Annotated in this window: 24 protein-coding genes, 2 tRNA genes and 3 pseudogenes; 11 read left to right on the forward strand and 18 right to left on the reverse strand. The window is 69.0% G+C overall.

Features of this window, described 5'->3' with window-relative positions; genetic code table 11:
- Positions 1 to 12: 12 nt before the first annotated feature.
- The 5 genes from BJF83_RS04510 to BJF83_RS04530 all read right to left on the reverse strand — a co-directional run bounded on the left by BJF83_RS04510 (position 13) and on the right by BJF83_RS04530 (position 4,084).
- Positions 13 to 216: an AlpA family transcriptional regulator gene (locus BJF83_RS04510; protein WP_075925288.1), complete on the reverse strand. Its 204-nt coding sequence runs from the start codon at positions 214 to 216 to the stop codon at positions 13 to 15.
- A complete protein-coding gene (locus tag BJF83_RS04515) occupies positions 213 to 1,898 on the reverse strand; it encodes a replication initiator (protein ID WP_075925289.1) in 1,686 nt (561 codons plus the stop codon). Before BJF83_RS04515 ends, BJF83_RS04510 begins: the two co-directional genes overlap by 4 nt.
- The gene (locus BJF83_RS04520; protein WP_075925290.1) at positions 1,898 to 3,328 is read right to left on the reverse strand and encodes an FtsK/SpoIIIE domain-containing protein; all 1,431 of its coding nucleotides are present in this window, start codon (positions 3,326 to 3,328) and stop codon (positions 1,898 to 1,900) included. The genes BJF83_RS04515 and BJF83_RS04520 overlap by 1 nt, the downstream gene beginning before the upstream one ends.
- Positions 3,328 to 3,579, reverse strand: coding sequence for a hypothetical protein (locus BJF83_RS04525; RefSeq protein WP_075925291.1), 252 nt, complete (start codon positions 3,577 to 3,579; stop codon positions 3,328 to 3,330). Before BJF83_RS04525 ends, BJF83_RS04520 begins: the two co-directional genes overlap by 1 nt.
- A 103-nt stretch (positions 3,580 to 3,682) precedes the next feature.
- Complete coding sequence (locus tag BJF83_RS04530; RefSeq protein WP_075925292.1) at positions 3,683 to 4,084, reverse strand: plasmid replication, integration and excision activator; 402 nt, start codon at positions 4,082 to 4,084, stop codon at positions 3,683 to 3,685.
- Positions 4,085 to 4,372: 288 nt separating this feature from the next.
- On the opposite strand from BJF83_RS04530, the gene BJF83_RS04535 reads away from it, so the two are divergent.
- Together BJF83_RS04535 and BJF83_RS04540 are read left to right on the forward strand one after the other, a co-directional pair.
- Positions 4,373 to 5,110 (forward strand): XRE family transcriptional regulator, encoded by a 738-nt coding sequence (locus BJF83_RS04535; protein ID WP_075925293.1) that lies wholly within the window; start codon positions 4,373 to 4,375, stop codon positions 5,108 to 5,110.
- 10 nt (positions 5,111 to 5,120) lie between these two features.
- The gene (locus BJF83_RS04540; protein WP_075925294.1) at positions 5,121 to 5,594 is read left to right on the forward strand and encodes an NUDIX hydrolase; all 474 of its coding nucleotides are present in this window, start codon (positions 5,121 to 5,123) and stop codon (positions 5,592 to 5,594) included.
- Between the two features lie 2 nt (positions 5,595 to 5,596).
- Here the strand turns inward: BJF83_RS04540 and BJF83_RS04545 are convergent, their stop codons facing one another.
- The 3 genes from BJF83_RS04545 to BJF83_RS04555 all read right to left on the reverse strand — a co-directional run bounded on the left by BJF83_RS04545 (position 5,597) and on the right by BJF83_RS04555 (position 7,141).
- Positions 5,597 to 6,064: an HD domain-containing protein gene (locus BJF83_RS04545; RefSeq protein ID WP_262391317.1), complete on the reverse strand. Its 468-nt coding sequence runs from the start codon at positions 6,062 to 6,064 to the stop codon at positions 5,597 to 5,599.
- Positions 6,065 to 6,158: 94 nt separating this feature from the next.
- A complete protein-coding gene (locus tag BJF83_RS04550; protein ID WP_075925296.1) occupies positions 6,159 to 6,644 on the reverse strand; it encodes a GntR family transcriptional regulator in 486 nt (161 codons plus the stop codon).
- Between the two features lie 218 nt (positions 6,645 to 6,862).
- A complete protein-coding gene (locus tag BJF83_RS04555; protein ID WP_075925297.1) occupies positions 6,863 to 7,141 on the reverse strand; it encodes a hypothetical protein in 279 nt (92 codons plus the stop codon).
- 426 nt (positions 7,142 to 7,567) lie between these two features.
- Here BJF83_RS04555 and BJF83_RS04565 point away from each other — a divergent pair, with 426 nt between their 5' ends.
- From BJF83_RS04565 to BJF83_RS04575, 4 genes are all read left to right on the forward strand, one after another.
- Entirely contained in the window at positions 7,568 to 8,302 is a 735-nt protein-coding gene (locus BJF83_RS04565; protein WP_316042199.1) for an XRE family transcriptional regulator, read from the forward strand.
- 474 nt (positions 8,303 to 8,776) lie between these two features.
- A tRNA-Ser gene (locus BJF83_RS27335) sits at positions 8,777 to 8,853 on the forward strand.
- A gap of 832 nt (positions 8,854 to 9,685) precedes the next feature.
- Positions 9,686 to 10,000 (forward strand): WhiB family transcriptional regulator, encoded by a 315-nt coding sequence (locus BJF83_RS04570; protein ID WP_075925299.1) that lies wholly within the window; start codon positions 9,686 to 9,688, stop codon positions 9,998 to 10,000.
- Positions 10,001 to 10,320: 320 nt separating this feature from the next.
- Positions 10,321 to 10,929, forward strand: coding sequence for a DUF1707 and DUF4870 domain-containing protein (locus BJF83_RS04575; RefSeq protein ID WP_075925300.1), 609 nt, complete (start codon positions 10,321 to 10,323; stop codon positions 10,927 to 10,929).
- Positions 10,930 to 10,972: 43 nt separating this feature from the next.
- Here the strand turns inward: BJF83_RS04575 and BJF83_RS04580 are convergent, their stop codons facing one another.
- Positions 10,973 to 11,515 carry a hypothetical protein gene (locus BJF83_RS04580; protein ID WP_075925301.1) on the reverse strand — a complete coding sequence of 181 codons (543 nt, stop codon included), beginning with the start codon at positions 11,513 to 11,515 and terminating at the stop codon, positions 10,973 to 10,975.
- 210 nt (positions 11,516 to 11,725) lie between these two features.
- On the opposite strand from BJF83_RS04580, the gene BJF83_RS04585 reads away from it, so the two are divergent.
- Complete coding sequence (locus BJF83_RS04585; RefSeq protein ID WP_075925302.1) at positions 11,726 to 12,250, forward strand: peptidylprolyl isomerase; 525 nt, start codon at positions 11,726 to 11,728, stop codon at positions 12,248 to 12,250.
- Positions 12,251 to 12,292: 42 nt separating this feature from the next.
- Positions 12,293 to 13,192 carry a rhomboid family intramembrane serine protease gene (locus tag BJF83_RS04590; protein ID WP_083678408.1) on the forward strand — a complete coding sequence of 300 codons (900 nt, stop codon included), beginning with the start codon at positions 12,293 to 12,295 and terminating at the stop codon, positions 13,190 to 13,192.
- Positions 13,193 to 13,383: 191 nt separating this feature from the next.
- Here BJF83_RS04590 and BJF83_RS04595 read toward each other — a convergent pair whose 3' ends face one another.
- The 8 genes and pseudogenes from BJF83_RS04595 to BJF83_RS04630 all read right to left on the reverse strand — a co-directional run bounded on the left by BJF83_RS04595 (position 13,384) and on the right by BJF83_RS04630 (position 23,065).
- Complete coding sequence (locus BJF83_RS04595; RefSeq protein ID WP_075925303.1) at positions 13,384 to 13,638, reverse strand: cell division protein CrgA; 255 nt, start codon at positions 13,636 to 13,638, stop codon at positions 13,384 to 13,386.
- A gap of 166 nt (positions 13,639 to 13,804) precedes the next feature.
- A complete protein-coding gene (gene pknB / locus BJF83_RS04600; RefSeq protein WP_075925304.1) occupies positions 13,805 to 15,634 on the reverse strand; it encodes a Stk1 family PASTA domain-containing Ser/Thr kinase in 1,830 nt (609 codons plus the stop codon).
- Between the two features lie 80 nt (positions 15,635 to 15,714).
- Positions 15,715 to 17,171, reverse strand: a pseudogene (locus tag BJF83_RS04605) (protein kinase).
- Positions 17,168 to 18,637 (reverse strand): penicillin-binding protein 2, encoded by a 1,470-nt coding sequence (locus tag BJF83_RS04610; RefSeq protein ID WP_075925305.1) that lies wholly within the window; start codon positions 18,635 to 18,637, stop codon positions 17,168 to 17,170. Before BJF83_RS04610 ends, BJF83_RS04605 begins: the two are co-directional and overlap by 4 nt.
- Positions 18,634 to 20,040, reverse strand: a complete 1,407-nt coding sequence (locus tag BJF83_RS04615; protein ID WP_075925306.1) for an FtsW/RodA/SpoVE family cell cycle protein — start codon at positions 20,038 to 20,040, stop codon at positions 18,634 to 18,636. Before BJF83_RS04615 ends, BJF83_RS04610 begins: the two co-directional genes overlap by 4 nt.
- 3 nt (positions 20,041 to 20,043) lie before the next feature.
- A pseudogene (locus tag BJF83_RS04620) lies at positions 20,044 to 21,497 on the reverse strand (Stp1/IreP family PP2C-type Ser/Thr phosphatase).
- Positions 21,494 to 22,008 (reverse strand): annotated as a pseudogene (locus tag BJF83_RS04625) (FHA domain-containing protein). Before BJF83_RS04625 ends, BJF83_RS04620 begins: the two co-directional pseudogenes overlap by 4 nt.
- Before the next feature lie 295 nt (positions 22,009 to 22,303).
- The gene (locus tag BJF83_RS04630; protein WP_075925307.1) at positions 22,304 to 23,065 is read right to left on the reverse strand and encodes a DUF3662 and FHA domain-containing protein; all 762 of its coding nucleotides are present in this window, start codon (positions 23,063 to 23,065) and stop codon (positions 22,304 to 22,306) included.
- A gap of 242 nt (positions 23,066 to 23,307) precedes the next feature.
- On the opposite strand from BJF83_RS04630, the gene BJF83_RS04635 reads away from it, so the two are divergent.
- Together BJF83_RS04635 and BJF83_RS04640 are read left to right on the forward strand one after the other, a co-directional pair.
- Positions 23,308 to 23,390: transfer RNA gene (locus BJF83_RS04635), tRNA-Leu, on the forward strand.
- A gap of 101 nt (positions 23,391 to 23,491) precedes the next feature.
- Entirely contained in the window at positions 23,492 to 24,106 is a 615-nt protein-coding gene (locus BJF83_RS04640) for a TenA family protein (RefSeq protein WP_075925308.1), read from the forward strand.
- A gap of 153 nt (positions 24,107 to 24,259) precedes the next feature.
- Here the strand turns inward: BJF83_RS04640 and BJF83_RS04645 are convergent, their stop codons facing one another.
- Positions 24,260 to 24,793 (reverse strand): SSI family serine proteinase inhibitor, encoded by a 534-nt coding sequence (locus tag BJF83_RS04645; protein ID WP_075925309.1) that lies wholly within the window; start codon positions 24,791 to 24,793, stop codon positions 24,260 to 24,262.
- Between the two features lie 106 nt (positions 24,794 to 24,899).
- Here BJF83_RS04645 and BJF83_RS04650 point away from each other — a divergent pair, with 106 nt between their 5' ends.
- Entirely contained in the window at positions 24,900 to 25,232 is a 333-nt protein-coding gene (locus BJF83_RS04650) for a rhodanese-like domain-containing protein (RefSeq protein ID WP_075925331.1), read from the forward strand.
- Positions 25,233 to 25,293: the final 61 nt, after the last annotated feature.

Below are 25,293 nucleotides of genomic sequence, written 5' to 3' on the forward strand. Positions count from 1 at the left end.
CAGGGGTGGGGGTTACTGGGTGAGGACCCAGGCGTGGACCTCGTCCGGGAGGTAGCGCACGTACCGGCCGACACGGTGGGAGGGAGGGCCGTCGCCCTTGTACCGCCACTCATAAAGCGTCTTCGGAGGTACCCGGAGGAAGGCAGCGGTGTCCTTCACCGACCACAGCGCGGGGCGGGGTTGGGGGACGGTCGCAGTGGTTGTCGTGGGGGTCATGCGGCCCTCGTCTCGTGCGTTGCCGAAAGATCGTTCTGGCGGGCGGCGTCGAGTTGGGCGCGGCGTTTGAGGGACTCGCCCACCGCCCGGAGTAGGCGGCGTTCGCGGGGAGCCACGTCCGGGTCGGTGGGGCGAGCCAGTTCCCACGCGAACCGTCCGGAGTCAACCGAGGTCAACGCGGGTGGACGGTGGCCGTTCTCGTCGCCCTGGTCCTCGTTGTTCGGGTCGATGCCGAGGGCGTCCAGCACCCAGGCCAGCCGGTCCGCCTTGTGGTCCGCGAGGGTCTTGCCCGACCACTTGCGCGAGACCAGGACCCGCCGTCCCGCGTAGCCCAGGTGTTCGCGGCGGTGCGCCTTCGACTTGCAGAACCCCGGGCGAAGCCCCGCCTTGGCCTGGTCGGGTTGGACGCCGTACCGGAGCCAGTTCGCACACCGGGGCGAGCACGGCTCGAACCGCAACGCGTCCAACAACCGATCGACGTGCTGTTCCTGCGCCACGGTGTCGACCTCGTGGCACTCCGCGATGTCCTTGGTCAGGTACTTCGCGAGGTACCGGACACACCGGTCAGCGTCCGCCGAGCCCGCGACAACGCCCTTGGCGTCGATTTGGCGGCCGAACCGCACCACGTGATGGGGTTCGGCGTCGGGGTCCTCGTCTAGGGCGTCCAACGCCTCGTCCCAGGTGGGCAGGAGTTCGCCCGTGGTGGGGTCGAGGTAGGTTGCGGCGTTCTCGTCCCACACCGGCAGGCGGTCGCCGTCGAAGACCACGCGATCGGCCGGAGGCCACCACACCTGGTGGTAGGTTGCGGCGGCGATCTGGCGGAGTTCGGCCCGGGGGATCGTGCCCCGGGTGGCCATGTGCAGATGCGGGGCCAACCGGCGTTGCGGTTCCACGGCCGCGAAGTACTGCACATCGAACCCGGCCACGCGCCGCAGGTTCTGCACGAACCGATCGGCCAGTTTGGAGAAGTGCAGCGCGTCCCGAGCCGCCCGCCGGTAGTCGTAGGTCGCCGGGTCGACCGGGGTCCCGTCCGACTTCACCCGCCCGTAGGAGTCCAGGGTGAGCGTGATGAACAGCGAAGGCCGGAACACCCGCCCCGTGTTCGGATCCGTGTAGGCCCGCCCGACCGTCTTCCGTGTCATCGGACGCTTCGGAAGGTCCGGGACGTCCTGACGACGCTTGGTCGAGCGCACCCGACGCGACCCCGACGACGAGCCTGCCGAGCGGGTCACCGAGCCCCGCAGCCCGGAAGCGGTGATCTCCTCATCCAGATCCGAGATGACCGCGTCCAGTTCGGCCAGCTCGTCAGCCGACGCGGCCCCTGTGGAGGCGAGGCGGTCGCGTTCGGCGGTGACCACGGCCCGCTGCTGGACCCACGAGCGTTGCGTCTGGGAGGGCGGGTCAGGCTCGACCACGGGTTCCTCTGCCAGGTGCCAGCCCTCCTCACACTGGGTCCGCCGGAGCGACCGCTTACGCTTCGCGCAGGCGGGGCACCGGGATTCGAGGGTGGACCCGCACGGGACGTCCACGATCTCGGTTTCCCCAGTACCGATGTCCGTCCGCCGCAGCGAGACCGGACGAATGCACACCCCGTGGTCAGCGGCCACCTGTTCGGCTACCTCACGGGCCAGAGGTTGCGCGAGCCGTTCGGCACGGGTCGACTTACCGGTCGGATTCGGCATCAGGCCACCTCATCCGCAGGGGAAAGGTCCGATCCGTAGACCTGGGCCATGGCGGTGATGTCGTCATCGGACACATACGCCGCTCGCACCCGCACCGGGGCGGGTGAGCCTTCCATCCGGATGTAGCCCACCCCGGGAAGGCCCGGGTCGATCAGATGCGCGTTCGCCCCCCGGTCCCGGGCGCCCTCCCCGAGGATCATGTCCACCTGTGACGCCTCATCCAGGCGCAGGGCCACCTTGTCCGGGAACAGGTTGCGCAGATTCATCACCTCTTTGCGGGGGTCCTGGAGAGCGGCCAGGACCGCGAACCCCACCGAACGCCCCTGCGAGGTGAGCGTGGCTATGGCGTTCTCCGCGCGGCGGCGGATATCCCGGTCAGGGTGGTAGGCGGTCAGGAACGCCACCTCGTCCAGCACCACCAACACGAACGGATCCGCCGTGGTGGGGACGTGCGAGCGCTGGCGACCGGCGTACCGTCGGGCCCGGTCCTGCATGTCGGCCACCGCCGATTCCAAGACGGCCACCGCGGATTCGCCATCGTCGGCGTACCGGGCGAACAGGCCCCGGCCGTAGGACAGCTCCATCCGCTTGGGATCGATCGCCCACACCCGCGCCGTCCCCTCAGCCACAGCCGGGAGCATCGCGCGGATGGTCGACCAGATCACCGAGCCCTTCCCGGACCCGGTCACCCCCGCCACCAGGACGTGAGTCCCGTGCAGGCGTAGCCGCCACTGCGACCCGTCCTCGGTGACGCCGACCGGCAACGCGGACAAGTCCACCGCATCCAGGTCCGGGATGTCCAAGGCGTCGAGGGGTTCGGCGAGGGTGTCGTGTCGGGGGAACTCCAAGGTGATCTTGCGCGGCCCCTCCACAACCACACGGCAGGACGGGGCACCGAACCCGTGCGCCAGCTCGGACACGCGGGTCTCGAAATCAGTGGGGGAGGTTCCGGCCACGAGGGTGACCCGGACCCGGTCGGCCCAGGAGGTGCAGACCACGCGGCGGATGCGGGGCAGGTAGCGGCGTTCCTGGTAGGACTCCGCCAACCCGGAGATGACCAGGACCGGTTGCCAGTGCCGGCGGTAGACCACCACGTGCCGCCACCACGCCAACACCCGCAGGGCGACGCAGACCCGGAACGAGTCCGGCCAGATGAGCCACCACACCAACGCGACCACCGAGGCGACCCCGCACAGCACGGCCAGGCCCAGCCAACCGAACCACCACCACACCGCAGCGCAGGAGCCCAGAGAGGCGACCATCACGGGGAACCGGAACGGCAGAGTGACCAGGAACCGCACCAGCCGCCACACCCAGGAGGCCAGGACGACGATCCCGGGGGTTTCCACGATCGGGGTCGTCCACCGCACCCCCTGAGCCGGAGACGGCAACGTCGGGGAGGTCTGCGCGGCACCGACCTTGGGCGGCATCAGACCTCACCCCCCATCGCGGCCTCAATCCGGGCCAGGACCCGGTCACGGTCGGCACGGGCACGAACAGCGGCCTTCGCGGCGTCCGGGTTGCCGTCCCGCTCCGCGATCCGGGCGAACACACGGGCCTTGAAGTCGAAGAACTCCGCCCGCTCGACATCGGTGCTGGGCGGCGTGTGGACCGCGTCCAGGAAGACCCGGACGAGCTGCGATCCGGTCAGCCCGGACAGGTCGGTGGGGTAATCGGACATACTGAAGACACCTCTTCTGAAAGTTGGGAAGCTTCCGGGAGGGATTCAGGGGCGGCTCAGGTGTTGGAGCACCAGGCCGCCCCGCTTCACGCACGAATGGGGGTCAGGCGGCGTCCTTGACCGTCTTGCGCCCCGAAGCAGCGCCGGGAGCCTTCACCCCGCGAGCCCGCAGCGAGTACGCCACCCGGGGACGGCGACCGTTGTCGTCCACGTACGGCTGGACTGCCATCTGTTCGAACTCGATCGGCCGGAACGGCAGCCCCGGGACCTCGTCCGGCAGCGTCGGGCACACCTCGGCGGCCACCTTGACCTTGACCGACTTGGCCTTGCCCCGCGCTTCGGGGTCGGCGTCGATCACGTCCACCGCCCACAGCGGAAGACCCGTGTCCTTGTCGAGTTGGGGACGCTTGGTCTCGAAATCGGTGATCGCTTCCACCCCCAGAGCGAACGCCCCGTGCGGGAACACCGTGCCGAACTCCACCGGCAACGCACCCTGAATAGCCATATCGGCAGTCCTCTTCTCATCATTCACGCAGTTCAAGGCCCTTTTCAGTGAGCGCCAGGCGATCACTCGGACCAACTTCGATACATGTATAGCATGTATCGATACTCGCGACCAGCGGTAGACGAAGGAAGTTGGGGAAGTCCGTCGAATCCGCTGCCACCGGGGGTTCCGGCGACAGTGACAACGATCCCTTGAGACGACGGGACGAGATCACTACATGGCTGGACGTGTTCGGGACGTCTCGGTAATGTGAGCGCGTCCCCAGACATCCTGCGAACCCCGAGGTACATGCCGAACGAGAGGTTGCGAGCCGCGCTCCTTCAGCGTGGCGTCACACCGGCCGACGTGGCCGAGGCGATCGGTGTCGACGCGAAGAGCGTCGAGCGTTGGATCACGCAGGGCCGCACCCCCTACCGGCGGCATCGCTATTCGGCCGCGGCCTACCTCGGTGTGGATGAGACCTACATCTGGCCCGAAGCCCTCAGCCCGGAGCAGAGCAAGGCAGCGTCGCAGAGTGAGATCATCGAGATCTACCCCCACCGGTGGAGTGTCCCGGCCGACCTGTGGAAGCGCCTCTTCGAGGACGCCCAGGAAGAGATCTCGATCCTCGTCTTCAGCGGGTTCTTCCTGGCGGACGACCCGAGCATGCTCAAGCTCCTGGCGGACAAGGCCCGTTCGGGTGTCCGTGTTCGGATCCTTCTGGGCGACCCCGACAGTGACGCCGTAGCGCAGCGCGGGGAGGACGAGGGCCTGGGCGAGCTCTTGGCCGCCAAGATCCGGAACGTCATCCTGATGTACAAGTCCCTGCGCGCCATCGAGGGAACGGAGTTCCGGCTACACGGGACGACCCTGTACAACTCCCTGTACCGCGCCGACGACCAGCTCTTGGTGAACTCTCACGTGTACGGCTCCGTCGCGGCCGAAGCCCCCGTCTTCCACCTCCGCAAGATTCCCGGCGGTGGGATGATGAGCACCTACATGGAGAGCTACGAGAAGGTGTGGGACGGGGCGACCCCCCTCGACTGAGAGCAGGCCCATGGGTAAGCGGATCGACTACTACGACGACCCCGAGGCACCGGCCGCGAACAGCCTCGTCCCGTCCGTGAACGTCTTCGTCGTCAACGACCGCGACGAAGTCCTGATGATCCGTCGCACCGACAACGACAACTGGGCGGTTCCCGGGGGCGCCGTCGACCTGGGCGAGTCGGTACCCCAGGCAGCAGTCCGGGAGACCCTGGAAGAAACCGGGATCACCTGCGAGATCACCGGAACCGTAGGGATCTACAGCGATCCGAAGCACATCATCTACTACACGAGCGACGGCGAGGCCCGACAGGAATTCTCCATCGCGTTCACCGCCCGACCCGTCTCGGGTGAGCCCAGACCCAGCAGCGAATCCAAGGAAGTCGTCTGGGTTCCACGAACGGAGCTGGCGACATACAAGATGGACCGGTCCATGCGGCTACGCGTCGGGCACTTCCTCAACGGTGGACCGATGCACATCGGGTGATCTCACCGAGCGTCGGCCAGGCGCTGTTCCACGGCCCGCACCGCTGACGTCAGCGTCGGTGAGGAACGGGTGATCGCGCGATGCACGAGGTGGTCAGGGGCGTAGCGCTCCAGAATCTCCGACAGGCGACGTTCGACCGGTAGGTGGGTGCCGTCCGGACTGGTGGTCATGTCCGAGTAGGTGAGCGCTTCCAGCAGGTGTTCCCGGGGGTAAGCGAACTCGCCTTCGAGCACACCCGGCATGCCGCGTTCCTCGGCTTCCACCACGGCCCCGGAGTGGTAGGCGACCAGGGAGCACAACTCCTGATCAGCGTTGTGAACGTCGCGCAGGTAGCGAGCACCGTCGAGGGGGTGGAAGCCGGTCGTCGCCAGGTCCGGGGAGTACCCGATGTCGTGCAGCCAGGCCGAGGCTTCGAGGAGATCGGCATCCTCCCCGAGAACGCCGTTCAGGGAACGGGCCTGTTCCGCCACGCCCTGTGTGTGCGCCCAGCGCCGGGGCAACGGTCGTTCGAGCAGCTTTCGCGCGAGATCCCGCGCCCAGTGAACATGTCCCACATGTGCCAGGCTAACCCGCGGCCGTGTCCGACCCTTTGACGAACCGACCCTTACCGTGCACGGCGACCACGAGCCCGGTTCCCTCCAGCTCGGAGAGGGCCTGTCGCGCCGTCCCCCGCGACACGTCGTACTCGCGGACAAGCGCGGCCTCACTGGGCAGGGCGTCACCGGGCGTGAGTTCTCCGCTGGTGATGCGGTCGCGCAGGTCGGCAGCGATCCGCCGGTACTGGGCGGGAGGCGCGGAGCCCGGTTCCGCACGCTGGCGTTCTTCCTCGGTGCATACGACACGACCTGTTCCGGGAAGTGCCTTGATCAGCCGGTCCGATTCCAGCAAGACCAGAGCGCGGCGGACCGTCGTGCGTGAGACACCGAACTCGTCTCCGAGCGCCGCCTCTGAGGGAAGCGCGTCCCCAGGCGCGAGGTCCCCCGCGGTGATGCGGGAGCGAAGGGCTTCCGCGATCTGGTTGTAGGTCCCCCAGGGGGTACGCGGACTCAAACGGGCTCCTTCAGGACTCGGGCAACAGCGAACCGCAACATGCGCCGCTTTCTGCATTTTGCAGTAGCAGCATCGTGCAGAAAAGTTGAAGCGCATAGACGCCCGCCGGTGATGACCGGGCCTGTAGACCCTCCCCCCGACCATCACCAGGCGGACGCCCCAACCGCAGCACTGACGCTGGTCACGGACGGAACCGAACGTCGACCTGCGGCCGGTCCTCACTTCTCCGGAGGACCGCCTTCCGCATCCCCGATGCGACGGCCGCCCTGGGCGATCCGCTCGGGAAGCAGGTTCGCGTTCCCGATTCCGTTGGGGGGATGTTCAAGCTGGTTGGCGAACACCTCCACGTTCTCCTCGATGAGCGTGGGTGCGTGCTTCGCGTCGGCGTTCGTGGTGGTGGCGACCCACAGGCGTCCGTGACGCCGGATGGACCACTGGTCGCCGTAGTGGGCTTCGAGCAGTCGAAGCAGGACGTCCGGTCCGGTTGTGGCGCTCACGCTGCCATCACCTCCATTCGTGAGATCTCGAAAAGGACTTTCAGACCGATCCGCGTCCGGTCGACCAGGTGAGCAGCGCGCCGTCTCTCCGCGTGGAGCACGTAGGGCCGAGCTACCCGGACCATCGGTGCGACCGTGTACGCGGGAGATGGTGGTGTGAAGGGCAACTGCGAGCACGGCACTGGTCTTGGAGTTCGGTTCGTGGAGGGTGTGCGCTTCCGAACGTGTGCGAACGGGTTCCGCATAATCCGCCCCTACTCGGTCGGGCCAGACACCCAGGAGTCCGAGGGACTCACAGGAGCCTTCGTTACCTGGGCAACGATGCTCCGAGTAAGCGGACATGTGTACCACGTATCGGACAAGTTGAGGGACGTCTAGGGACGTCTTCTGTTATCGTCGGGTTCCCGCACCCCGGAGGGCATCGACGTGAACACTGCACTGCGGAAGGCGCTGGCCGCGTCCCGACTCACCGAGACCGATGTGGCCACGCATCTCGGTGTCGACCCCAAGACCGTCCACCGATGGCTTTCGGGCCAACGGCCCTACCCTCGCCACCGCTGGGCGGTCGCCGATCTCCTCCAGGTGGACGAGGAGGAGCTATGGCCCAAGGAAGACCCCGATCCCGAAGAGGACTCCCCTGTCTCGGAGCACGTCTACCGTGTGTTCGCCCACCGCTGGGAGGTGTCGAGGGAAGCGTGGTGCGCCCTCTTCGCCGAAGCGAAGCAGGAAATCGGCATCCTCGTCTACAGCGGCCTGTTCCTCGCCGACGACGCGGGCATCCTAGAGCTTCTGGCCGCGCGAGCCCGAGACGGCGTGAGCGTCCGGATTCTGTTGGGAGATCCCGATTCACCCGAGGTGCGGCGACGCGGGGAGGACGAGGAGATCGGAGACGCATTGGCCGCCAGGGCGCGGAACGCGCTCGCCCTCTTCCGTCCCCTCCTGGACGTCGACGGCATCGAGATCCGAACGCATTCCACCGTTCTGTACAACTCCGTCTACCTGACGGAGAAGCGGCTTCTGGTCAACCAGCACATCTATGGGCTGCCAGCGGCGAAGTCGCCGGTGGTCGAGATTGACCGAACCCTGTCCCCGGACATGGCCGAGACCTACGCACGGAGCTTCGAACTGGCGTGGGAGGGTGCGCGACCTGTCGCGCCGTGAGCCCGCCGACCTCGTTGCCGAATTGGGCTGTATGGGATCAAGGCGACGGCGCAAGCGCCGTCGCGCAGCCCGCCGCCCGTCTCGGGCTGCGGGCTGCCGCCCGGTCCCGAGACGGGCACCGGGCGAAGCGGAGGAGCAGCGCCACAAACGGACTCCATACGAGCAACAGACTCGGTCACCGTCTGGCGGTACCAGGGGGGCCCACCCCCCTGGACCCCCCGAACCCGCACGGAACCTGGCGCGACACCGGACGCGCGGGGGTACAGACCGACCGCGCCAGAACCCATGCGGGACCGAAACCGTGGTTGCCGAAGACGGGGGTGGGGGAGCCGTGGCGGAGCTCCCAGAAAGCCTCCGTCGACCTGGGGCGAAGGCATGGTGTGCCCGTGCGCGGCGTTGCACATTCATTGCAGATGACCCCGGGAACCAGGGGGTAACGGTAGGAACCGGCCGGGCGTATTCGCGCAGGTGGCCGGAGCGATCGCAGGTCCCGGAGTCGCTTTCAAGCGATTTGCATACCGGAGGTCAGGGGTTCGACTCCCCTTGCTCCACTCATCGCTTGCCACGTCACGGACGTGAAGACGGCCACCCAGGCGATCGCCTCGGGTGGCCGTTGCGCATAGGGCGCACATTGCCCGCGTCGTCACGCGGCCCGGTCGGGTTCGTGCCTGTGTCCCAAGGACGTGTGCCGTGGACACACATCCCGCCGCGCGACGGGGCCGCCTCCACGCACACGCCCCTGCGGCTCCGCCTTCCGAAGGACCGCCCCGCCAGCCCTCCGTTTTCCGGGCGGCCTCGTCCGGGCGCTCCGGGATTCGCCCCCTGGCTCCACACCACTTCGCGACGGCCCTGTTCGGGGGAGGTCGCCCGCCCTGCCGGGTGGTTCCGTCATGGCACGGGGAGGTGCGGCCCTCGGCCCACGCGCCCTTCCGGCGCTCGTTCGGGACCCGCTTGGGCGGTCGTCGCGTTCTGTGCACGGTTCTAGTCCGATCGGTGGGGCGCCCGCTTCGTCCCACCCGATCGGTCACCACGGGCATGCGGGGAAACCGCAGGTCATCCCGGTATTCATGGAATGCTTTCACCTCTACCACATGCGAACACTCTCCGTGTGTGTATGATGACACCTCCCCGAAGTGCAATGGTCCTAGTGGGCCATATGAGAAATAGGCCACTTGGGGACTGTTGGTGAACAGGGACGATCCGTAGTTTCGACACCAGCGACAACGAGGAACACAGCGCGCCGAAACGATCAACCCCCGAAGACGAGCCGCGGCCCCCTGTCCGGCAGTCCTCGGATCGGCCGTTCCTCCTCCCCCATCGGCGGTCGCGTCAGCCGGTGGGATTTCCGATCACCACACATGCTGATCTTGGGAGTGGGGCAACATGTGGAATGAGAAGATGGCGGCCCGTGCCAAATGTCGGGAAATCGACCCCGATGCCCTCTTCGTGCAGGGTGCCGCGCAGAATCGCGCCAAACTCATCTGCCGGGGCTGCCCCGTGCGCACGATGTGCCTGGCCGAGGCGCTCGACAGCCGCATCGAGTTCGGTGTCTGGGGAGGCATGACCGAACGCGAGCGTCGTGCCCTCCTGCGTCGGCGCAAGGATGTCAGCGACTGGTACGAGCTGTTGACCTCGGCCGAGCGGCGATATGAGGAGGAGCGGTCCGGCAGGTCCGCTCCGGTCGCGGCGCACCCATAGGGCGTGTTCCGTGGATGCCGCCCGTCGCGAGCGGCGCATCCAGTGCGGCTGTCGCAAGGCCGAAGAAGGAGTAGGGGTGGGGGGCCTTGCGACTGATGAAACGCCGCGAGAGTCGTGCCGGGGCATCGCGCAGCAGGGCTGGTGTCCGCGGAACACACCCCAGGGGGCGGACTCGGCGGTCGGGGCGCGCCCCCGATGGAGGGGATCAGGGGAGGATCAGGGAGTGCCCCGATGTCCGTTCGCCACGGGATGGCCCATGATGGGGGGAGCACGGCCACGGTGGGAGAACAGCCGTGCCCCCTTCGGCTTTGGGAGTGGGAGTGGCAGTACGGGACCGTCGACAGCCGACGCGGCGCCACCAGGAGCAGCCGCAGGTCCGCCTCACACACGCTGACCGGGACGCGGTCGCCGAGATCCTTCGTGAGGCCTACAGCGTCGGCCAGCTCGACGAGCAGGAGTTCGACGAACGCCTCGACCACGCGATGCGGGCCAGGGTCCGCGCAGATGTCGAACCGCTCACCCGGGACCTCGGGGCGGTCCCGGCAGGACCCGGGACCCCCGGGACCCCCGGGACCACGACCGACCTCAGGACCCCCCTGCCCAGCACGCCGGTCGAACGGGTGGTCGCCGCCTGCACCCACGCGGGCAGCTACTTCTTCCCGTTCGTGGCGCCGCTGCTGATCTTCCTCGTGAGCGACCGGTACTCGCCGTACGTCCGCCGCCAGGCCATGGAGGCGCTGAACTTCCAGCTCTTCTGCCTCATCGCGGGTGTGGGCGGTCTCCTGCTCTTCTTCCTGGTCCTGCCGTTCCTCGTCACCCTGTACGCGGTCGTGGGCGCGCTCTGCCTCCCGGCCGTCGCCTCGGTGGCCGCGCTCAGGGGCAAGAACTGGCGGTACCCGATGTTCCTCCGTCTCCTCAAGGACGACTGAGCCGACGGAACGGAGGGCGCGGAGGCCCCGCGCCCTCGGTGGGTCACCGACCCGGGTGGCCGTTCTTCTCGGCCCGCTCGTGCCCCGCGGCGGCCTTGACCTTCTCCTTGACGGCCGTGGCCTTCTCCTCCAGGTTCTCGCGGGTCTCACGCACCTGTTCCCGGGCCTGGTCGAGGTGCTCCTGCCACTCCGCGTCCTGGGACGCCTGGCGGAGTCGGATCAGGGAGTAGACGATCACTCCCCCCAGCACCGCGGCTCCCCCGATCACGACCCCGCGTCGCACGCGGGCGCTTGCGCGCAGACGCCTCCTCATGCGCGAACGCGGGCTCGGGTCGACGCGGTGGGCGGCCGCCGTGAGCATCCCGGCCACCCGGGGCGCCACGGTGTCCTCGACGCGCTGTGCGGCCGTCTCCAACCTGGGAGCGGTCCAACCGCGCGCCTGGAGGAGCCTCAGGGCGGCCTGGTCCCGCGCCTGGTCGGCGTACGGGCCGAACCGGTCCGCCTGAGTCCGGGCCAGATCCTGCAGGCGGACGAGGGTCGCCTCGGCCTCCCTGCGTGCCTTGCGACGCTTCGAAGTGATGGGCACGTCGTCAGCTCCTTCGGTCGTTCTCGGTCCCCACCCAGCGGTGGCTGCACGCCGTGTTATCCGGGTGTTATCTCAACTTACGTCCTCTCCTTCGGCATTTGGCGTTCCGACACCGTACGGGTTGTCCACAGGTCGTCGGGGTTCCGGTGAAGTGAGGAGGTCGGACGGGTAACGTGAGCACGTAAGCGCACTCGACCGAAAGGCACGTAGGTGTCGGACTCCAAGGGCCAGGCCACCGCACGGCTGACCACCTCCGAGGGAACCATCGTCATCCGGCTGTTCGAGAAGGAGGCCCCCCAGACGGTCGCCAACTTCGTCGGTTTGGCCGAGGGGTCGAAGCAGTGGATGGACCCCGCCACGGGGAAGATGTCCAATGACAGCCTGTACGCGGGCACGATCTTCCACCGGGTCATCGACGGCTTCATGATCCAGGGCGGCTGTCCGCTCGGCACCGGTCGCGGCGGCCCCGGCTACAAGTTCGGCGACGAGATCCACCCCAAGCTCCGTTTCGACCGGCCGTTCCTGCTCGCCATGGCCAACGCGGGCCCGGGGACGAACGGCTCGCAGTTCTTCATCACCGTCAACGAGCCGAACTGGCTCGACGGCCGCCACACCATCTTCGGTGAGGTCGTCGAGGGCTCCGACGTCGTCGAGAGCATCTCCACCGTCAAGACCGACCCCAACGACCGCCCGCTGACGGACGTCGTCGTCGAGAGCGTCGAGATCACCCGATAGCGGAGACGACGTGCCCGGACACCGAGGAGTGAGAACCCGCCCATGACCGCGTCGCCACGGCCCCCCGGCGCACCGCGCACCTGTTACCGGCACACGAACCGTGAGACCGGGGTCAGCTGCACCCGGTGCGAACGGCCCATCTGCCCGGACTGCATGGTCGAGGCGTCCGTGGGCTACCAGTGTCCGAACTGTGTCACCGAGGGCCGGCGGAACACCCGCGCGGCCCGGACCGTGTTCGGCGGGCGGGTGGTGAGCAAGCCGTACGTCACCTGGACCATCCTGGGCCTGATGGCCGCGGGCTACCTCGCCCAGATGGTGACGGCCGCGTCCGCCCTCTCGGTCGGGGGCTCGTCCCTCGTCTGGGAGTTCGGGATGCTGGGTTTCGGGGTGACCGAGCGCGGGGAGACGCTCGGCGTCCTCTCTGGGGAGTGGTACCGGCTGATCAGCGCCGCCTTCCTGCACGGCGGTATCTTCCACCTGCTGTTCAACGGATACGCGATGTTCCTGCTCGGCGGCCAGCTGGAACGCTGGCTGGGGCACGGGCGGTTCCTGACGCTGTGGGTGCTCGGAGCCGTGGCCGGGTCGGTGCTCACCACCCTGGTCGAGCCGTACGGGTTCGCGGTCGGGGCCTCCGGGGCGATCTTCGCCCTCTTCGGCGCGGTGTTCGTGATCGGCCGACGGCTCGGTCTGGACCTGCGGATGGTCGCGGTGCTCCTGGCGGTCAACCTCGTGCTGACCTTCACCGTCCCGAACATCTCGTGGACCGCCCACATCGGCGGCCTGGTGGCGGGCCTGGCGCTGGGCGCGGTCTTCGCCTACCTGCCGCGCCGGAACACGGCGGCGACCCGCCGCACGGTCGTGCACGCGGTCGCGGCGGCGGGCTTCGCCGTGCTGCTCGTGGCCGCGCTGCTCGTTCTCCCCGGTGTCCTGGGACTGGTCTGACCGACGGCCGGAGCCCGTCGTCGCGTCAGGCGGCCCTCCGCGCCCCGGCCACGCGCAAGGGCCTCGGACCTGTGTCCGAGGCCCTTCGTCGCATGTGAACCCGGTCCCAACCGCCAGGGACGCCGGGCACGATGGACCAGGCTACCCACAGCCTGTGGATAACCCTGTGGAAAACCGGGGTGTGCGGTCCGTCAGTGCCAGCGCGTGGACAGGATGACGGCCACGATGATGCCGCTGAAGCCGATCGCCAGGTTCCAGTTGTTCAGGTCCCGCATGTACGGAACGAACTGGCCCGCGATGTAGTAGACGCCGATCCAGAGGATGCCCGCGATGAAGAAGCCCAGCATGGTCGGGACCAGCCAGCGCGGTGTGACCTTGGGCTTCTCCTTCGAAGGAGGCGGCGTGTAGACGGCCTTCTTCTTGCGGTCGCTGCGGGACTTGGGCACGGGCGCTGCTCCAGAGAGGTGGGCGGTTCGAAACGATCCACAGTCTACGCCCCGGAGTGGGGCTCCGTCACCGCCGCACGGACACGATCCGCGCGGCATGTTCTTCCGGCGCACCGCGGGGGCGCGCTCCGAAGAGCGCGGCCCCCGTTCGTCGTCCGTGCTTCCCTCAGGGCCTGCGGAAGGGGAAGCCCCCGTCATCGTCGTCGCCGGGCCCCTCCGGCTCGTCAGGCGGGGTCGGCAGGGTCGGATCGGTCGGCTCGCCCGTGTCGTCGCCCGGCTGAGGCTGTTCGGTCTGCGGCTCCGCGGCGATGGTCACCGTCACCGTGCCGCCGGGCGCGACCTGCTGGTTCGCCTGTGGCGACTGGGCGATCACCACGCCTGCCGCGGCGTTGCTGGTCTCCTGTTCGACGAACTCCCCGACCAGCCCGCTCCCCTGGAGAGCGGCCTCAGCGCCGACCCGGTTCATGCCGATCAGATCCGGCACGTCCACCTGATCGGGACCGGAGGAGATGTACAGGGTGATCTCGCTGTCCGGAGCCACCTCCCGGCCCGCGGCCGGGTCGGTCCCGACCGCGCTGCCCTCGGCGACCTCGTCGCTGGCCCGCTGTTCGGTCCGGACGTCCTCGAAGCCCTCGCTGGACAGCGTGCTCCGGGCCTGTGACTCGGTCTGCCCCTGCACGTCCGGGATCTCCACGGCCTCCGGGCCGGCGGACACGGCCAGGACGACCTCCTCGTTCAGGGGGTGTTCGGTCCCGGCTGACGGATTGGTCTCCAGCACCGTGCCCGGCTCGGCCTCGTCAGCCCGTTCCTCCGTGGTGACGTCGTCGAAGCCCGCGTCGGTCAGCGCCGCCCGCGCTTCGTCCTCCGTCTCTCCGACCACGTCGGGGACGGCGACCGACTCGACCGTCGGCACATTGTCCCGGGTGAACAGCCAGAAGGCCAGTATGAGGGAGCCGATCACACCGACGGCGAGCAGGGCCCAGAGCGCGCCCCTGCCGGCGCCGCCCTTGCGCTCCTGCTCGTACCGGTCGTCGTAGTCGTCGTCGTACCGGTCGTCGTAGTCATCGCCGTAGCCGCCGTACCCGCCGCCGTTGGCGGGAGGCAGTGCGGTGGTGGCGCCCGCGGCGGCCATCGCCATGGTGCCCGCCTGCGTGGGCATGCCCGCGAGGCCGCGCTGGATGTCCGCCCGCATCTCCGCGGCGTTCTGGTAGCGCTCCTCGCGGTCCTTGGTCATCGCGCGGAGGGTGACGTCCTCCAGCCATTCGGGGACCTGCGCGTCGATCTCGGTCGGTGGGACGGGTTCCTCGCGTACGTGCTGGTAGGCGATCGACACGGGAGAGTCGCCGGTGAAGGGGGGACGCCCGGTGAGGAGTTCGTAGAGCACGCACCCGGTGGAGTAGATGTCGCTGCGCGGGTCCACCCGCTCGCCGCGCGCCTGTTCCGGGGACAGGTACTGTGCCGTGCCGATGACCTGGGACGCCTGGGTCATGGTGGCCTGGTCGTCGCCCATCGACCGGGCGATGCCGAAGTCCATCACCTTGACCTCGGCGTTGCGGGTCAGCATCACGTTGGCGGGCTTGATGTCGCGGTGGACGATCCCGTTGTCGTGGCTGTACTCCAGCGCGTTGAGGATGCCGTCGACGAGTTCCGCCGACCGTTCCGGCAGCAGACGCCGGTCGTCGTCGAGCAACTCCTTCAGAGTGCGTCCGTCCACGTACTCCATGACGATGTACGGGATGGAGACGCCGTCCACGACGTCCTCGCCGGTGTCGTAGACGGCGATGATCGCCGGGTGGTTCAGCGAGGCCGCGGACTGGGCCTCGCGGCGGAACCTGGCCTGGAACACGTGGTCGCGGGCGAGGTCGTGTCGAAGGGTCTTGATCGCGACGAGCCGGTCGAGCCGGAGGTCGCGTGCGCGGTGGACCTCGGCCATGCCGCCGCGCCCGACGACGGTGTCGAGTTCGTAGCGTCCACCAAGGAGCCGGGGCTGGGACATGTCGTGTACTAATCCTCGTGTCTTCCGGCGGCCGCCCGCGGGCCGCCGCCTACCCTGAGCGTCGTTCGCTCATTACCTCATCATGTGTCAGTGCCGTCGGGCGGGGTTCCGGGGTCCTCGTCCACGGGGTCTTCCGGTGTCGTGCCCCCGTCGTCGACGGGTTCCTCGTCCTCGTCGGCGGGTGTCTCGCCCTCCTCGGGGACGGTCGGTTCACGGGTCTCCCCGTCGTCGTGCTCGTCGTCCTCCGGTGCCGGGTACTCCTCCTGTGTGGCCTCCTCCGGCTGGTTGGTCCATCCGCTGTCGGGCTGCTCGTCCACGGGCCGCTCCTGCGTTCCGTCGCCCTCGATCGCGCCCTCCGAGGGGACGGAGACGGGCGACTCCGACGAGGCCGGAGGATCGACGGTCTCGCGTACGGGGTCGGCCTCGGGCGGACCGCCGTACAGGAAACCGGCCACCACGGCGGCCGCGACGAGGAGCGCCGCAACGACCAGGGCGAGGACGACGGGGAGCCTGATCCGCCGCTGGGACGCTTCCGACAGCCTAGCCGAGTCCCCAGGTTCACCAGGGGTTACGGTCGGCTGGTCGGCGGTTCGCCAACGGAGGGGGCCGCTCCCGGTGTCCTGCACCGCGCCGACCACTGCCGTCCGGGTGACCGAGCCGAACCCGGCGGAGGGTGTGGGTGGGCCGGTCCCGGCGTTCGACCGGATGACGGCGGCCATGTGCGCCACCTCGCTCGCCGAGGCCGGGCGCTCCTCGGGGTCCTTCAGCAGGAGCACCGAGACGAGGTCGTCGATGTCGGCCGGGATGTCGTCGGCAGTTCGGGTGGCTCGTCGCGGGTGTGGGCCAGGGCGAGCGCGACGGGGTTGTCGCCCGTGAAGGGCGGCTGACCGGCCAGGCACTCGTACGCCACCACCCCGAGCGCGTACAGGTCGGACGCCGCGCTCGCGGGGCGTCCGGAGGCCTGTTCGGGTGAGATGTACTGCGCGGTGCCCATGACCATCCCGGTCTGGGTGAGCGTCACCGACATGTCGCCGCGGGCGATGCCGAAGTCGGTGAGCTTGATCTGGCCGTCACCGGTGACCAGAAGGTTGCCCGGCTTGATGTCGCGGTGGACCACGCCGCGCGCGTGCGCGGCGGCCAGGGCCTGAGCGGACTGGCACACGAAGTCGAGGGTACGGTCCGGGGTCAGACGCCCCTCCTCCCGTACCACCTGGGAGAGGGACACCCCGACCACGAGCTCCATGATGAGGAAGGCGCGGCCGTCCTCCTCACCGTAGTCGTAGACCTGGGCGATGCCCGGGTGGGACAGGCCCGCGGCGATCCGCCCTTCGGTGCGGAACCGTTGGCGGGCCGTCGGTTCCGCCATCTGCGACGGGTGCAGGAGCTTCACGGCCACCGGCCGGTTCAGCAGTGTGTCCGTCGCCTTCCAGACGGCGCCCATACCGCCGGAGCCCACCTGTTCCTCCAGGCGGTAACGGGAGCTCAGAACGGTCCCGGTGAGCCCACCGGGATCCTTCGGGGGCTCGTAGGCGCTCACTCGAGCACCACTGCCTCCATCATGGCGCGTGCGATCGGCGCCGCGAGGGTGCCGCCGCTGCCGCCACCGTGCTCGATGACGACCGCGACCGCGATCTCGGGGTCGTCCGCCGGCGCGAAACCGATGAACCAGTTGTGCGTGGCCTGGTCGCCGCCGGTCTCGGCGGTGCCGGTCTTGCCCGCGACCTCCGTGCCGGAGATCGCTCCGCCGGTTCCGGAGCCCTCCGGAGCCGTGGTGACCAGGACCATCATGTCGGTGAGGTCCTCGGCGGTGCTCGCGCTGACCGCCTGCGAGAACGTCTCCGGCTGGGTCTCGGTGACCACGGACATGTCCGAGTCCAGCACCGAGTCGACGAGGTAGGGGCGCATGATCTCGCCGCCGTTGGCCACACCGGCGGCGACCATGGCCATCTGGAGCGGCGTGGCCTGGACGTTGGACTGGCCGATGCCGGCGCGGCCGAGGATGCTGTCGTCGGTCTCGACCGGGGCCAGGCTCGGCTCGACGCTCAGCGGAACCTGGAGCTCCTCGCCCTCGGGCGGGTTGAAGCCGAACGCGCTGGCCTGGTCGGACAGTGCCTGCCCGCCCATCTCCATCGCCCAGTTGGCCATGGACGTGTTGCAGGAGATCTGGATCGAGTGCGCCAGGGTGTCCGGCTGGCCGCCGTTGCACGTGCCTCCGGGGGTGGCGTTGGGCAGTACGGGGCCGTTCGCGAAGTCCAGGAGGTCCGGAGCGTCGATCGTGGACTCGGGTGTGGCGCCCAGACTCTCGATCGCGGCGGCGGCGGTCACGACCTTGAACGTGGAGCCCGGGGGGTAGAGCTCGTTGAAGGCCCGGTTGAGCAGGGGCTGGTCCGGGTCCTGCTCCAACTCCACGAAGTTGTTCACCGCGGTGTCCCGGTCGGTGACGCTGGCGACGTCGTTGGCGTCGTAGCTCGGGGCCGAGACGGCGCCGAGGATCGCCCCGGTGTTCGGGTCGAGCGCCACCGCGGCCCCCTGGAAGCCGCCGTCGCGGAAGCCGTCGAACCCGGCCTCCTGCACCTCGGGGTCGAGCGTCAGTCCGACCCGCGCGCCCTCGGGCTCGCGGCCGGTGATGATGTCGCGGAAGTTGCGCACGGCGAGCCGGTCGTCGGTTCCGTCGAGGAGCGAGTTCTCGGCGCTCTCGATGCCGGTGGTGCTGTACACGCTGAGGACGCCGGTGACCGGCGTGTACATCTCGCCGCCGGTGTACTGGCGCTGGTACAGCGGGCTGCCGCTCTCCTCGGCGACGTTCTCCGAGAAGGCGACGCTCTCTCCCGCGATCTCGATCGGCCCGCGCGGTCGGCTGAGGTGTTCGCTGTACTGGCGGGTGTTGAGCGGGTCCTCGATCAGCGCGTCGGCGCGGAACCCCTGGATCCAGGTCAGGTTCAGCATCAGGACCGCGAACAGCGCCATCGTGAAGACGCTGAGTCGGCGGATCGGTGTGTTCATCGTCTGATCACCTGGGTCGCGCCCTCGTCCTGGATCGCTTGCGGGGCGGGACGGCGGGCGTTGTCGCTGATCCGCAACAGGATGCCCATCATGATCCAGCTCGCCATGAGGGCCGAACCGCCGGACGCCATGAACGGTGTGGTGGAACCGGTCAGCGGGATGACCCTGGTCAGCCCGCCCAGGACGATGAAGACCTGGTAGGCGAGGACGAAGGCGATGCCGCTGGTCAGTAGCTTGTCGAACGGGATGGTGGAGGCCAGCGCGACGCGCATGCCGCGCTCGACCAGGAGGAACAGCACGATCAGCACGCTGAGCAGGCCGGTCAGTCCGATCTCCTCCCCGAGTGAGGCGAGGATGAAGTCGCTGTCCGCCGCGAAGATCGTGTGCGCCTCGCCGCCGCCGATGCCGGTGCCGAAGAGCCCGCCGTAACCCATGCCGACCAGTCCCTGGACCAGCTGCTGGCTACCGCCGACCTCGTTGTAGACGTCCTGCTCGAACGCGTTCATCCAGATGTTCACGCGGGCCTGGACGTGCCAGAAGAGCAGGTAGGCGAGGCTGGCGCCGGCCATGAACATGGCCAGGCCGATGACGACCCACGAGGAGCGCTGGGTGGCGACGTAGAGCATGGCCAGGAAGGTGCCGAAGAGCAGCAGGGAGGTGCCCAGGTCGCGCAGGAGCACCAGGACGCCGATGGCCAGGACCCAGCCGACGAGGATCGGGGCCAGGTCGCGGCCGCGGGGCAGGTCGATGATCTTGAATCGGCCGACCTTGATCGGCTTGCCGACGATCGCCAGGACCTGCCGCTTGTTCATCAGGTACGAGGCCAGGAAGATGACCAGCGCGATCTTGGCGAACTCGGAGGGCTGCATGGTGAACGGCCCGATGCCGATCCAGAGCCGGGCGCCGTACACCGACACGCCCAGACCGGGGATCACGGGCAGCAGGAGCAGGAAGATGGCGACCAGGCCGCTGATGTAGGTGTAGCGCTGAAGGACCCTGGGGTTCTTCAGGAAGATGATGATCAGGAAGCAGCAGACCAGCCCGACCCCGGACCAGACGAGCTGCATGCCCGCGCCGGCGCGCTCGATGTCCTCGGCCCCGATCGCGTCCAGCCGCCAGATCATCGCGACCCCGACCCCGTTGAGGAAGAGGGTGCAGGGGAGGATGAGCGGGTCCGCGTAGGGGGCGAAGAACCGCATGGCGACGTGGGCCGCGATGGACAGGACGCCGAAGGTCAGTCCGACGGTCCACATCGCGGACGGGACGCGTCCGTTCAGGTTCAGGCCGGCGACGGCGATGCCGACCATGGTGATGGCGATGGCGACCGCGACGAGGACCAGTTCGGCGTTGCGCCGCTTGATCGGGGGGAGCGCGGTGGGCGCCTCAGCGGTGGCGGTGCTCAAAGGTCACCCCGATTCCTGGGTCTCGGTGGTCGGGACGGCCGGGTTCGCGGGGGAGTCCCCGGTCGTGGCGTCCTCGGTGGTCCGCGTTCCCGCGTCGGTCGCGTCCGACCCGCTGTCGCGCGCGTCCGGGTCGGACGCGGCCGACGCGGCCTCGGCGATGCTCTCGCTCAGCACCGTGATCCGGTTCCTGGCCTCCTCCAGGCTCTCCACCGGGATGGTGTTCTCCACCGCCGAGCGGTCGCCCTCGGTCAGGTCGTCCATGCGGATTCGCGAGGGCTCGACCTCCTCCGACAGGCTGAAGCCCGCGATGTCGGTGTCGATGCCCTGGTAGATGCTCACGGTGTCCCCGGAGGCGGAGGGGCCGACGTAGAACTGGCTGTCGACGTACTGGCGGCCGAAGTAGTAGGCGGCGCCCGCCACGAGCCCGACGATGACGACGAAGACCAGCACCATCGGCCACCATCGGCGGGGGCGGTACTCGCTCTCCCGCTCCCGCGCCGCTCGTCCGCGCGGGCGGCGGCGGTCGAAGTCGTCGTAGGGCTCGTCGAAGGACGCGGACTGGGCGGGTGCGGGAACGTCGTCCACCCGGTCCATCTCGGCGGTGTCCCCGGCCGATCCGCGCAGTTCCTGCGCCCGTCTGGCGGGGGTGTCGCCCGCCTGCTCGTCGGCCTCGGCGCGCTGGTCGGCCGCGCGACCAGCTTCGGCCGGGTCGTGGGACCCTCGCGGTCGGTCTCGGTCTGGATGACGTCGGCGATGACGGCGGTGATGTTGTCCGGGCCGCCGCCGCGGATCGCCAGATCGATGAGCTTCTTGGCGGCCGCGCTGGGGTCGGTCTCGGTCGCGAGCGTCTCGTGGATGGTCTTCTTGGTGACCACTCCGGACAGCCCGTCCGAGCACAGGAGGTATCGGTCGCCGGGCTTGGCCTCGCTGATGGAGATGTCCGGGTCGACCGGGCTCTTGCCGTCCAGCGCCCGCAGGATCAGCGAGCGCTGCGGGTGGGTGGCGACCTCTTCCTCGGTGATCTTGCCCTCGTCGACGAGGGTCTGCACCAGGGTGTGGTCGTGGGTGATCTGCTCGAACCGGGGACCACGCAGCAGATAGGCGCGCGAGTCTCCGATGTGGATGAGCGCGACGCGGGCCCCCGACCACAGCATGGCGGTCAGGGTCGTGCCCATGTTCTCCAGTTGGGGCTCCGCCATGATCCGACGGGACAGGGAGGCGTTCGCCTGCTCCACCGCGCGCTGGAGGGACTCGGCCATCTCCTCCGCGGCGGGGGACTCGGTGTCGAGGCGGCGGATCGTGGAGATCGCGATCGAGCTGGCCACCTCGCCGCCCGCGTAGCCGCCCATGCCGTCGGCCACCGCGAGGAGGTGCTGGCCGGCGTAGCCGGAGTCTTCGTTGCCTTCGCGGAGGCATCCAACGTCGGAGTACGCCGCGTATCGGAGAGCGATTGTCATTTGCGCAGTTCCAGGACGGTCTTGCCGATACGGATGGGCTGTCCCACCGTGATGGGCTGGGGGCGGTTCAGCTTCTGCTGACCGAGATAGGTGCCGTTGGTGGAATTGAGGTCCTCTACGAACCAGCGGCCGCCCTCGGAGTAGACGCGGGCGTGGCGCCCCGAGGCGTAGTCGTCGGTGATGACCAGTGTCGAGTCGGGCGCCCGGCCGATGAGGATCGGCTGGGCGGACAGGTCGACGGTGGTCCCGGCGAGGGAGCCTGTGTCACGGCGAGGATCGTGGGCTCGTTGCGGCGCTGGCGCTGCGGACGCTGCTGCCGGGCCGGGGCGGTCTGCTTCGGCTGACCCCCGTGCGAGGCGGGGCGCGGCTGGGGTCGGGGGCGCTTCTTCCTGGTCTTCCTCTTCGACGGGCCGAAGAGGTCGGTGCTGATGACCCCGACCGCCATGAGGACGAACAGCCAGAGCACCGCCAGGTACGCGATCTTGATCAGTATGAGGGTCAAGTTGGACATCGAACCGCTCTTCAGCCCCTGTCGTGCTCCGGCCGGGGTGACGGTCGTCGGCGCCGCCACCGAGTCTGCCCCACCTTCGGGTCGGTGAGTTGTCGTGGTCGCTGGTCCGCGGCTCCGCAGTCGCGGCCAGTCTGCCCGAACGGTCAGGTCTTCGCGGAGACTACCGTCCCGGACACATATCCGACAGCGGTACCACAATCGTCCGCCACCGGATTTCGACCAGTCAGACGTCGGTGGAACGGGGTTGGTTGCGGTCCCGCCGCGTCTGATCGGTCGAACACCCGGTACCGGACGGTCAGTCTCGCCGGAACGTCATGGTGGTGCGTCCGAGGCTGATCCGGCTGCCGTCCACCAGACGGGCCTGCCTGACCTGCTGGCCGTTGACGAACGTCCCGTTGGTGGAGCCCTTGTCGACGAGGATCGCCTCGTCGCCGTCCAACCGGATCTCCACGTGGTGCCGGGACACCCCGTTGTCCACGAGCCGCAGGTCGCAGTCGGTCCCGCGGCCCAGGAGCGTCACGGGGGTGGTCAGCTCGAAGGACTGCTGCTGGCCGTGGCTGGCGATGGTGCCCTCGGTCGCCGCTCCACCGGGGGAGATGAGCAGGCGCGGACGTCCGGCCTGGCGCTCGCCGTGGACACCGCCCGGGTCACCGACCGGTTGACGGACCTCGCCGTCCTTGCCGACCATGGTGCCGCGGACGACACCGGACCGGATGCGGAAGCGTCCGGTCTTGAGGCCCTCCTCCGGCCGGAAATGGACGCGGACCGGGCCGACGAAGGAGTAACCCTGCTCCGTCGCGTAGTCGCGGGCGAGTTTGGCCAGCTCCTGTCCGAGGCTGTCGGCGTAGACCTCCAGCCGCTCCTTGTCGCTGGCCGCGAGTTCGACGATGAAGTCGTTCGGGACGAGCGTGCGTCCCTGAGCGACGATCGCGGCTCGTTCGTCCATCTCCCGCTGAACGGCGCTCGCCACCTCGACAGGTTGGAGCTCGGACTTGAAGGCCATCGCGAAGGTGCCTTCGATCATGCCCTCAAGCCTGCGTTCGAAGCGTTGGAGCACTCCCACGAGGTACCTCCCTTGTACTCCACTCCGTATGTGTAGACGATCGTAACCGGGCTGGGGCGCCCCCGGATTCAGGTGCACCCCCCGTGCGCTGGCGGGAGCCCCCGCGCGGCCCCGGTCACGGCGGACAAAGCGTGTGCGAGTCGCGTTCAGACCGTGCTAGCCTTGTCCATGTCGCCAGGCGGATCGGTCCGAAATGACCGAAACCACCTGGCCATAAAACGGAACAAAGGTCACTCGGGCGGGTGGCGGAACGGTAGACGCGCACGGTTCAGGTCCGTGTGTCCGAAAGGATGTGAGGGTTCAAATCCCTCCTCGCCCACAACATACCCGGTGGGGATCGCTCTGCGGTCTCCACCGGGTCTCTTTTGCGCCCGGGGACCTGCGCGGGCCGGCCGCGGGGCGGGGTGGCACACTGCGGTCGTGAGCATCATCGAACGACTCCACGAGATCGGGCGCCCCCTGGTCGACGAGCAGCTGGCCCACCCCACGGTCGCCGGGATCGCTCGGGGCGACCTCGACGAGCGCGCGTTCCGCTACTGGCTGGAGCAGGACCACCTGTACCTGTTGGACTACGCGCGCGCCTTCTCGCGCCTGGCGTGGCAGGCGCCGGACGACCACCTCGCCGACCTGGTGGGGATCGCGCACAGCACGCTGAACGAGGAACTGGAACTGCACCGCTCGCTGTCGGGAGACTTCGGCGCCGACATGACCACGAAGGAGAAGGGTCCCGCCTGCGCGTCCTACACCGGGTGGCTGCTGGACGCCGCCGCCGACTACCGGGACGGGCTCGCCGCCGTGTACCCGTGCATGTGGGGCTACAACCAGTTGGGACTGGAACTGGCGAAGTCCCGCCCCAGCGAGCCGAGGTACGCGCGCTGGGTCGACACCTACGCCGACCCCGGGTTCACGCGGCTGACCGAGCGCTACGGCCGCAGGTTGGAGGAGGCCGGGCCCGACCCCGAGCGCGCCGAGCGCCTCTTCCTGGAGGGGATGCGGCATGAGGTGGCCTTCTGGGACACCCCGTACTCCGCCTGAGCGGGCGGACCGCCCGACTGGAAGGGCCCGCGGGCGGGAGACGACCGTGGCCGGGCCGGGACGGTCCGGCAGACGGGGAAGGAAACCGGTCACCGGCGACCGGCCCCCTCCCCCGGCCCGCCCGCCGCGGCGCGCGGGCCCGTGCGCGGTGGGCTACGGGGTGATCACGGTGCTGACGGTCTCGAAGCGGTCGATCTCGCAGCCGCCGACCTTGTTGAACTCGGTGTCGATCTCGGTTCCGTCGATGCGCCCGGTGACGTAGACGACCTCGGGGCCGCCCATCTGCATCGTGCACGTCATGTCGGTGGTGTCGAGGAGGAACGGCTCGGCGCCGACCTCCTCGATCTCTGCGCACGCGGCCTCGGGGTCGGGGTGGTCACCGCCCACGGGCGAGCACGTGAGCGTCCACGTGCCCTCCTCGTAGCCGGTTTCGGGGGGCAGCGACTGGTCGTAGCCCAGTGTGCGTTCGATCACCAGGGAGACCGCGGCCCCCTGGTTGGAGGAACGGGACTGGTCGCCCGTGTCGTCCGGGGAGGCGTCGTCGGGTACGGAGGGACTGGAGGAGTCGGGTGCGACCGTGCTCGCCTCGTCGGGCTCGTTGCCGCAGGCCGTGATAAGAAGCAGGCCAAGGGCTGCGAGCGCGGCGAGTCGTGTCGGCAGGGCCGTCACCGAGGGGTACTGAGCCATACGTCTTTGACGCGCCGCGTGTACGCGCGGTTCCGGGGTGGACACGATCTCCTCCTCGACTCTCATTCTCTTCCTTCCCACGGCACACGAACAGGGGGTCATGGTCATGTTCGGACACGAGGTTCCGGAGACGGTCGTCACGGAGGTGCCCGAGGACGCCTACCTGCTCGACGTCCGGGAGGACGACGAGTGGCGCTCGGGGCACGCTCCGGGCGCGGTGCACATTCCGCTCGGGCAGCTTGGCGAGCGCGCGGGGGAGATCCCCCGGGACCGGAGGGTCTACGTCGTGTGCCGGGTGGGCGGCCGCTCGGCCCAGGCCGTCATGGCCCTCAACCAGGCGGGCTGGGAAACGGTCAACGTGGCCGGTGGGATGAGGGCCTGGGAGCACGCCGGCCGGGAGATGGCGGCCGAGTCCGAAGCCGAGCCCACGGTGATCTGAGCGGTCCGCCGCCGATTTTCGCCGGATTGCGCGAAGCTCCGCCACGGGGGCGCTCCCGGGT

The sequence above is a fragment of the Nocardiopsis sp. CNR-923 genome (assembly GCF_001942255.1).
Classification (GTDB): Bacteria; Actinomycetota; Actinomycetes; order Streptosporangiales; family Streptosporangiaceae; genus Nocardiopsis.